This is a genomic window from Micromonospora sp. BL4 (assembly GCF_003667505.1).
Classification (GTDB): Bacteria; Actinomycetota; Actinomycetes; order Mycobacteriales; family Micromonosporaceae; genus Micromonospora.
The window spans coordinates 1-8,752 of record NZ_RCVJ01000129.1 but is presented as its reverse complement, the minus strand read 5'-3'; the positions used below and the strand labels follow the sequence as shown (position 1 = coordinate 8,752).

Annotated in this window: 7 protein-coding genes; 2 read left to right on the top strand and 5 right to left on the bottom strand. The window is 73.5% G+C overall.

Annotated features, from left to right (window positions below):
- Positions 1-100: 100 nt before the first annotated feature.
- Together EAD89_RS15385 and EAD89_RS15380 are read right to left on the bottom strand one after the other, a co-directional pair.
- Positions 101-1,963 carry a PucR family transcriptional regulator gene (locus EAD89_RS15385; protein WP_121676191.1) on the bottom strand — a complete coding sequence of 621 codons (1,863 nt, stop codon included), beginning with the start codon at positions 1,961-1,963 and terminating at the stop codon, positions 101-103.
- Positions 1,964-2,035: 72 nt separating this feature from the next.
- The gene (locus EAD89_RS15380; RefSeq protein ID WP_121676190.1) at positions 2,036-2,869 is read right to left on the bottom strand and encodes an RNA methyltransferase; all 834 of its coding nucleotides are present in this window, start codon (positions 2,867-2,869) and stop codon (positions 2,036-2,038) included.
- Between the two features lie 106 nt (positions 2,870-2,975).
- On the opposite strand from EAD89_RS15380, the gene EAD89_RS15375 reads away from it, so the two are divergent.
- Entirely contained in the window at positions 2,976-4,823 is a 1,848-nt protein-coding gene (locus EAD89_RS15375; protein ID WP_121657243.1) for a thiamine pyrophosphate-requiring protein, read from the top strand.
- A 78-nt stretch (positions 4,824-4,901) separates the two neighbouring features.
- On the opposite strand, the gene EAD89_RS15370 is transcribed toward EAD89_RS15375, so the two are convergent.
- Together EAD89_RS15370 and EAD89_RS15365 are read right to left on the bottom strand one after the other, a co-directional pair.
- Complete coding sequence (locus EAD89_RS15370; protein WP_089019930.1) at positions 4,902-5,090, bottom strand: DUF397 domain-containing protein; 189 nt, start codon at positions 5,088-5,090, stop codon at positions 4,902-4,904.
- Positions 5,081-5,872 (bottom strand): helix-turn-helix transcriptional regulator, encoded by a 792-nt coding sequence (locus tag EAD89_RS15365; RefSeq protein WP_121676189.1) that lies wholly within the window; start codon positions 5,870-5,872, stop codon positions 5,081-5,083. Before EAD89_RS15365 ends, EAD89_RS15370 begins: the two co-directional genes overlap by 10 nt.
- A gap of 202 nt (positions 5,873-6,074) precedes the next feature.
- Here EAD89_RS15365 and EAD89_RS15360 point away from each other — a divergent pair, with 202 nt between their 5' ends.
- Positions 6,075-6,440, top strand: a complete 366-nt coding sequence (locus EAD89_RS15360; RefSeq protein WP_233578709.1) for a hypothetical protein — start codon at positions 6,075-6,077, stop codon at positions 6,438-6,440.
- 18 nt (positions 6,441-6,458) lie between these two features.
- Here the strand turns inward: EAD89_RS15360 and EAD89_RS15355 are convergent, their stop codons facing one another.
- Positions 6,459-8,663 carry a transglycosylase domain-containing protein gene (locus EAD89_RS15355; RefSeq protein ID WP_233578708.1) on the bottom strand — a complete coding sequence of 735 codons (2,205 nt, stop codon included), beginning with the start codon at positions 8,661-8,663 and terminating at the stop codon, positions 6,459-6,461.
- Positions 8,664-8,752: the final 89 nt, after the last annotated feature.

The window sequence follows — 8,752 nt, the reverse complement described above, 5'->3', positions numbered from 1 at the left end:
CTAACCCCACCCGGCTCACCCCGTTGATCAAGAGGTTTGCGTCATCAGGGGCGCGGTTCTTGACGCGAACCTCTTGATCAACGGGGTGAGCCGGGTGGGGTTAGGGGGTGCGGACGGCGTCCAGGGCTAGCAGGGCCACGTGTAGGGAGAGGGAGGCTTCGACGGAGTCGAGGTCGACGTCGAGGATTCGGGCGATGCGGGCCAGGCGCTCGTAGAAGGCCGGACGGGACAGGTGGGCGGCGGCGGCGCCGGCGGACTTGTTGCGCCCCTGCTCCAGGTACGCGCGCAGCGTGTCGAGCAGCCGGTCCCGGGGGTGCCGGGCGTCGTACTCCAGCAGTGCGCCGAGTTCGCGCTCCACGAACGTCTGCAACCGGGGCTCGTCCCGCAGCAGGTGCAGCAGGCCGGCCAGGCCGACGTGCGGAAGCCGGAAGATCGGCAGGTCGCGCCGGTCCCGGCGGGCCGCCTCGGCGATCTGGCGCGCCTCGACCAGGGACCGTCGGGCCTCGCGCAGGCTGCCCACCCCGGAGCCGGCCGCCACGATCACCCCACCCGGGGCAGCGCCGGCAGCCCGGGACGGGTCGGCCCCGAAAACCACCCGGGACGGCTCGGCGCCGGGCACCACCCGGGACGGGTCGGCGCCGGGCACCGCCCGGGACGCGTCCGCCCCGGACGCGGTCCGGACCGCGCCGGCGTCGACGCGTACGCGGCGCAGCGCGGCGGCGAACGCGGACAGCGCACGGTCCTCGGCGCCCGGGTCCGGCAGGGCCAGCAGCGCGCCCACCGAGTGGTCGTCGACGGCGCTGGTCAGCGCGGTCAGCTTCGCCTCCCGCAGCGCCTGGCCGACCGCCTCGGACAGGTCCCGCAGCCGGGCCGGGCCGGCCTCGGGGCCACCCTCGCCGGCCGGGTCGTCGGCGCGGTGCCGGACCATCACGCCGACGAGGTGCCGGCGTTCCAGCACCACGCCGAGCGCCCTGGCCCGCAACGCCACCTCGTCGACCGGCCGGGAGTGGTCGAGCAACGCCGTCAGCAGGGTGCGGTGGATCTGCCGTTCCAACCCCTCGGCGTCGCGGCGGATCAGCCGGCCCAGCGCGAGGGTGGACGCGGCCCGCTCGATCAGGATGGTGAGCCGGGTCGGCGGCCCGTCGCCAGGTCGGGTGTCGGGCGCCACCGGGTCGGCGCCCCGGCGGCTGGGCAGTTCCCCACCGGACGGCCAGCGCAGCAGCAGCCGCCCCCAATCCTGCCCCCGGGCGCCGACGACCGTCACCAGCCAGCCGCTGTCCGGGTCGTACGCGGTCCGCCCGGCCGGCCGGATCCGCCGGGAGTGCTGCTCCCAGCCGTCCAGCAGCAGTTCGGCGCTCTCCCCCGCCGGGTCGTACCCCAGCACCTGCCGGGACAGGTTCTCCAGCACGACCGGGCAGCCGGACAGCTCGGCGGCCTGCCGGATCACCTCGGCGGCGTCGGCGCCCTCGACCGACAGGTCGGTGAACCGCTGGTGGATCTCCTCGGTGGCGCGCAGCTCGGTGAGCTGCGCGTCGACGATCAGCGCGTGCACCGCCTCGGTGATCCGCACGAACGGGGTGGCCCGGCGCAGCTCCACCAGGGGCAGGCCACGCCGCTCGGCGGCGGCGGCCATCACCCGGGGCACCCCGCTGACGTACCGGCGGCCCAGCTCGACGACGAGCCCGGAGACGCCGACGTCGGCCAGGTCGCCGATGAACGCGCGCAGCCCCGCGTCGTCGCCGGGCAGCCCGATGCCGGTGGTGAGGACCAGCTCGCCGCCGCCGAGCAGGGTGGCGATGTCCGGCACCTCGGCGACGTGCACCCAGCGGACCGGCCGGTCCAGCCCGGCGTCCCCGGCGACCACGCGCGGCGCGCCGTGGCGGACCGGGTCGAGGGCGAGGACCTCACGGACGGTAGGGAACACGGCCGCCACGCTACCGTCCGTGACGCCGGATCTCGACATGCCGCCACCGACGGGCACGGTCACCGGGCGGATCTGTCCCGCGTCCACCGGCTGACGAGGGCGTACCCACCCTCACCAGGGGTCGTCGCGGCTCAGCTCCCAGCAGGCCACGGCGGTGGCGGCGGCCACGTTGAGTGAGTCGACGCCGCGGCGCATCGGGATGACCACCCGGACGTCGGCGGCGTCCATGGCGGCCCGGGTCAGGCCGGCGCCCTCGGCGCCGAGCAGCAGCGCCGAGCGGGCCCGCTGGGCGGCGTCGAGGCGCTGGATCGGCACCGCGTCCGGCGCCGGGGTCATCGCGAGCACGGTGAACCCGGCCGCCCGGACCTCGGCGAACGCGTCCGGCCAGGGGTCCAGCTTCGCGTACGGCACGGCGAAGACCTCGCCCATGCTCACCCGGACGCTGCGCCGGTAGAGCGGGTCGGCGCAGCTCGGCGACAGCAGCACCGCGTCCACCCCGAGGGCCGCCACCGCCCGGAAGATCGCACCGAGGTTGGTGTGGTTGTTGACGTCCTCCAGGATCACCACCCGGCGCGCGGTGGCGAGCACCTCGGCGGCCGCCGGCAGCGGCCGGCGGTGGAACGACGCCAGCACCCCCCGGTGTACGTGGAAGCCGGTGGCCCGTTGCAGCACGTCCTGCGTCGCCGCGTAGACCGGCGCGTCGCCGGTGTCCAGGTCGGCGAGCTGGTCGATCCGCTTGGCGTCGACGAGGTACGACCGGGCCGGATAGCCGGCGCGCAGCGCCCGGCGCAGCACCAGCTCCCCCTCGGCGATGAACAGGCCGTGCGGGGGCTCCCAGCGGGTGCGTAGCTCGACGTCGGTGAGCGCGCGGTAGTCGGCGATCCGGTCGTCGTCGGGGTCGGTGATCTGGTGGACGGGCACCCGACGATTCTGCCGGACGCCCAGCCCGGCGTTCCGGGGCCGGTCGAGCGCGCACCATCGAGGGCGTTTTGTCCGTAAAGGAAGGGGAATGGCGTGCGGCGTACCGGACTCGACGGGAAGGACCAGCCAGGTGAGCACAGATCACGCCGCGCCGGACGGAGCGAGCACGCTGCCCCAGCACCCGACCGTCGCGGACCACATCGTCTCCCGCCTCTTCAGCTGGGGAGTGCACCGCTACTTCGGCTACCCCGGCGACGGCATCAACGGCCTCACCTCCGCGCTGCAACGCACCAACGAGCGGGCCCAGTTCGTCCAGGTGCGGCACGAGGAGACCGCCGGCTTCGCCGCCTCGGCGCACGTCAAGTACGGCGGCGGGCCGCTGGGCTGCGCGCTGGTGACCAGCGGTCCGGGCGCCATCCACCTGCTCAACGGCCTGTACGACGCCAAACTCGACCACCAGCCGGTGATCGCCCTGGTCGGGCACACCGTGGTCACCGCCGAGGGCGGCGGCTACTACCAGGAGGTCGACCTGCTCGCCCTCTACAAGGACGTGGCCGCGGCGTTCCTGGCCCAACTCGACCACCCGGCCCAGGTCCGCCACCTCGTCGACCGGGCGTGCCGCACGGCGCTGGCCCGGCGTACCGTCACCGCCCTGGTGCTGCCCGCGGACCTCCAGGACAAGCCGGCCGTCCCGGACCCGCCGCACGCACACGGCTACTACCAGACCAGCAACGTGCCGAGCAGCACGCCGACCGTGCCGCCCGAGGCGGACCTGCGCCGGGCGGCCGAGGTGCTGCGCGGCGGGCAACGGGTGGCGATGCTGGTGGGGCAGGGCGCGCTCGGCGCGCAGGACGAGGTCCGCGAGATCGCCCACCGGCTCGGCGCCGGGGTGGCCACCGCGCTGCTCGGCTTCACCGTCGTCGACCACCGGGAGCCGTGGGTGACCGGCGCGATCGGGCTGCTCGGCACCCGGCCGAGCTGGCAGATGATGAGCCGCTGCGACCGGCTGCTGATCGTGGGCAGCAACATGCCGTACTCGGAGTTCTACCCGCAGCCCGGCCAGGCCCGCGCGGTGCAGATCGACCTGGACGGCACGCAGCTCGGTCTGCGGTACCCGACCGAGGTCAACCTGACCGGCGACGCGGCCCCGACCCTGCGGGCGCTGCTGCGCGAACTGGGCCCCGGGCCCGGGCCGACCGAGTGGCGGACCGAGATCACCGAAGCCACCTCGACGTGGCGCCGGGTGCAGCGCGACCTGGCCGAGCAGGACGCCGAACCGGTCAACCCCCAACTGCTGTTCAGTACGCTCAGCGAGCGGCTGCCCGACAACGTGATGCTCGCCGTGGACTGCGGCACCGCCACCGCCTGGTACGCCCGGCACGTGCAGGTCCGCCCGGGGATGCTGGCCAGCCTCTCCGGCACGCTGCTGTCCATGGGCGGCGCCATGCCGTACGCGCTGAGCGCCAAGTTCGCCCACCCCGACCGGCCCCTGGTCGCGCTGATCGGCGACGGGGCGATGCAGATGAACGGCGTCAACGAGCTGATCACCGTGGCCAAGTACTGGCGGAGCTGGGCCGACCCACGGTTCGTGGTGCTGGTGCTCAACAACCGGGACCTGGCGTTCGTCAGCTGGGAACAGCGCTCCAGCGAGGGGACGCCGATGTTCCCGGACAGCCAGCAACTGCCGGACATCGGCTACCACCAGTGGGCCCAGGTGCTCGGGCTGCACGGCGAGCTGGTCGACTCCCCCGAGCAGGTGCCCGGTCTCTGGGAGCGGGCGCTCGCCGCCGACCGGCCGACGGTGATCAACGCACTGGTGGACCCGGCCGAGCTGATGCTGCCACCGCACTTCACCGCCGAGCAGGCGCGCAACACCGCGGCGGCGGTGCTGCGCGGCGACACCGACTGGGCCGGGATCATCCGGCGCGGGCTGCCCGCCACCCTGGCGAGCTACCGGCCGCGTCGCCGGAAGGGCTGACCGCCGGCCCCGGTGGGGGTCAGCGCTGGCGGGATCAGCGCTGGCGGGATCAGCGTTGGCGGGTCAGCGTTGGCGGGGTCAGCGTTGGCGGGCGAAGCCGACGAAGGCCCGCCAGGCGGCCGGCGCGAAGGCGAGGGTGCCGCCGGAACGGTCCTTCGTGTCCCGGACCAGCACCACCCCCGGCAGGTTGTCCGCAACCTCCACACAGGAGCCGCCGTTGCCGCCGGACCGGCTCGACTTGCGCCACTGGGCACCCGTCAGGTCCATGTCTTCGCCACTTCCTTGATCAAGTCGAGTGACTGTCGCCGAGAGAGGGCCTCGTTCCGCACGATCTCCCAGGTGCCCGACAGCCTAGCAACGTCTGCGGCCTGCTCCACGATCTGCGCGGTGAGCTGGTTGTCGGCGTGCGCGACCCGATCGCCGTCCGGCAGTTCGGCGATGATGAACTGGCCGGCCATGCCCAGATACATGCCCGTCTCGGCTGGCACGACCTGCAACTGCACGTGGTCCAGTTCCGCCAGCTCCACCAGCCTGGCAAGCTGTGCGGCCATCAACCCAGGCCGGTCGACCGGCCGACGGATCACCGCCTCGTCGACCACGGCCACGAGTTGCGGCGGCTTCTCCCGCGTCAGGATCACCTGCCGGTCGAGGCGCGAGGCGACGGCCCGGTCGATCTCCTCAACGGTGAACCGCCCACCGGCCAATGTGGCTCTCGCATAGTCCTCCGTCTGAAGGAGCCCCGGAACGTACAGCGGCTCGTACCAGCGGAGCAGGACGGCTTCGCGTTCGAACTCGATCCATTCGCGGAGCCAGACCGGCGCGGCGTCGTCCTTGACCAGATCGGCCCAGAGCCGCACGAAGAGCCCGCCGGTGTCCAGTGCCCGGTCCACGGCGGCGAGGTAGTCCTCGCGGGGCGGGCGGGTGCCCAGCTCGACCGCGCTGACCTGCTTGCCGGAGAAGTGCGCCCGCTCGCCCAGCTCGTCCTGGGTCAGCCCGGCCAGGGTGCGCTGCCGGCGCAGCTCGCGGACCAGGAACTCCGACGCGGACACGCTCACCGGCTCTCCACCTCCTCTACGGCGGGCGGGGCCGGTTCCCGAGCACTCTCGGGTGCCGGTCCGGTGCTCCCCGCCCTCCTGCCGAAGCTTCCGAGCGTAGTGGCCTGATCAGCAGACTGTGAAGCACGCGGCGCCGGGTCGGCGGCCATTCCCCCGGTACGCCCCGGCGCCGCTCCCCCGCTGACGAGGAGACATCGTGGACGCAGCAGAAGCAGGAGCAGAACCGAACGACGGCGGTGGCGGGCGCGACGCGGCTGGCCGCGTACCCCCGGATCGGTGTCGGCCGGCGGCGGTCGGTGAGCTACCGGCGTGGCTGGAGCCGCACCGGCCGTTGAAGCCGCTCTGGGTGTGCGCCGGGTGCGGCGACCCGTGGCCGTGCGCGGTTGCCCGGCTACTGCTGCGGGCCCGCCACGAAACGGACCGGGTACGGCTCTACGTCCTGCTCACGGCCGTCTTCGCGCAGGCCGCCCGGGACCTGTACACGCTCAACCCCTACGACACGCCGCGCCCGCACGCGCTGTTCGCCCGCTTCGTCGACTGGTCCGACCCGCGCTTTCGCTGACCGCACCCGCGGCTGCGGTCAGCCGCGGCGGTCGAGCCAGCGTTGCAGGAGCGAGCGGGGGTCGTCGTCGTCCTCCCGGGTCGGTCGGCGGTCCGGGACGGGGGCGCGCTCGACCGGGCGGCGGGGTTCACCGGCCAGCTCGCGGCTCGGCGCGACAAACGCCTTCTCCGGCTGGCCCTTGACGGCGGTGGCGATGACCCGGGCGACCCCGTCGATCACCTTGGTCTGCACCGCCGAACCCACCGAGTCGGTCGGGTCGTCCGGGTTGGCGGCGATGCCGGCGACCGCGACCTGCGGGGTGAAGCCGACGAACGTCTCGGTGGCGTTCTCCTCCGAGCTGCCGGTCTTGCCGGCCACCGGGCGGCCGTCGAGGATGCCGTTCACACCGGTGGCCGTACCGCCGTTGCACTGCCCGTACGGCGACTGCTGCCCGACCGGGCAGCGGGCGGCGTCGGTCGCGGCGCGGGCCACGTCGGCGTCCAGCACCCGCTTGCAGGACGGCTGCCCGACCGGCACCTTGGCGCCGTTCGCGTCGGTCACCGACACCACCGGCACCGGCGTGCAGTAGGTGCCCTCGGCGGCCACCGTGGCGTACGCGTTGGCCAGGTCCAGGGGGGTGGTGGCGGCCACGCCCAGGGTGAACGAACCCCAGTTGGCGGCGTTGTCCTTGGCGAAGGCGGCGTCCGAGTCGGCGCGGAAGGTGATGCCGAGCCGCTGCGCCATCTCCACCACCTTGTCCTGGCCGACCTGCTCGGCCAGCCAGACGAAGTACGTGTTCACCGAGCGGCCGAAGCCGTCCCACATCATCCGGTACCCGTCCATCCAGTCCGGGTTGGCGTTGGCCGGGCACCAGTGGCCGTCACAGCTGCCCGGGCCCTCGGCGGCGTACCGGGTCGGCAGCTTGGCGGGCGCGTCGAAGCCGGTGGAGAGGGTACGGCCCGACTCCAGCGCGGCGAGCATGGTGAACAGCTTGAACGTCGATCCGGCCTGGTACCCGTCGACGCTGGCGCCGCCGGAGATCAGCGGGTTGACGGTGTTCGGGTAGTTGGCCTGCCCGTTCGGGTTGTCGGCGAGGCTGTAGTGCCGGTTGACCGCCATCGCCAGCACCTGGCCGGTGCCCGGCTGCACGGCGGCGATCGGCAGGGCGCGCTTGTTGTCGTACCCGTAGACCTTGGTGGCCTGCTGCTGCGCGGTGGCCTGGACCTGCGGGTCCAGCGAGGTGACCACGGTGTAGCCGCCCGCGCGCAGGGCCTGCTCGCGCTCCGGCACGGTCGCGCCGAACGCCGGCTGGGTCACCCACCAGCGGCGCAGGTAGTCGCAGAAGTAGCCCCAGTCGTCGTGGCCCTGGGCCACGGCGGTGCAGCCGTTGGGCTGCTGCGTCGGGTGCAGGGTCAGCGGCTCCGCCTTGGCCTGCGCGGCCTGCGCGGCGGTGATCGCACCGGTGTCCGCCATCGAGTCCAGCACGTACGACCGGCGGGCCAGCGCCGCGTCCTTGTCACCGTCGATCGGACTGTACGCGTCGGGGGACTGCACCAGGCCGGCGAGCAGGGCCGACTCGGCGAGGGTCAGCTGCGCCGGGGCCTTGCCGAAGTAACGCTGGCTGGCCGCCGCGATCCCGTACGCGCCGGAGCCGAAGTAGGCGATGTTCAGGTACCGGTTGAGGATCTCGTCCTTGCCGAGGCTCTGCTCCAGCGCGCCCGCGTACCGGATCTCCTGGATCTTGCGCCCGATGGTGGGGTCGGTGGCGGCGGCCCGTTCCTCGGCGGTGCGGGTGGGGTCGGTCTTGAGCACGTTACGGACGTACTGCATGGTCAGCGTCGAGCCGCCCTGCTCGGTGCCGCCACCCTTGACGTTGGCCACCAGCGCGCGGGCCAGACCACGCAGGTCGGCGCCGCCGTGCTCGTAGAACCGCCGGTCCTCGGCCGCCACGATCGCCTGCCGCATCACCGGGGCGATCTCCGACAGCGGCACATCGGTGCGGTTCACGTCGTAGAACGTCGTGAGCAGCGTCTTGCCGTCGTTGGCGTAGAGGTAGGAGCGCTGCGGGGTGGCCGGCGTGCGCAGCGCGTCCGGCAACGCGGCGTACGTCCCGATCGCGGAGCGGGCGGCGAACCCGAGCAGCAGATTGCCCGGCAACGCGGCGACTGCCAGGGCGAGCCCGGCCAGCAAGCCGGCGAGCAGCACGGTGAACAGCCGCGACAGCGGCGAGCGGGAGGCGGCCATGCAACCCAGGATTGCCACAAAAAACGCCAACCGACCACCCCCAACCCCCGATTGTCAGCAACTTCACGACCCCTGACCAGCAAGTTCCC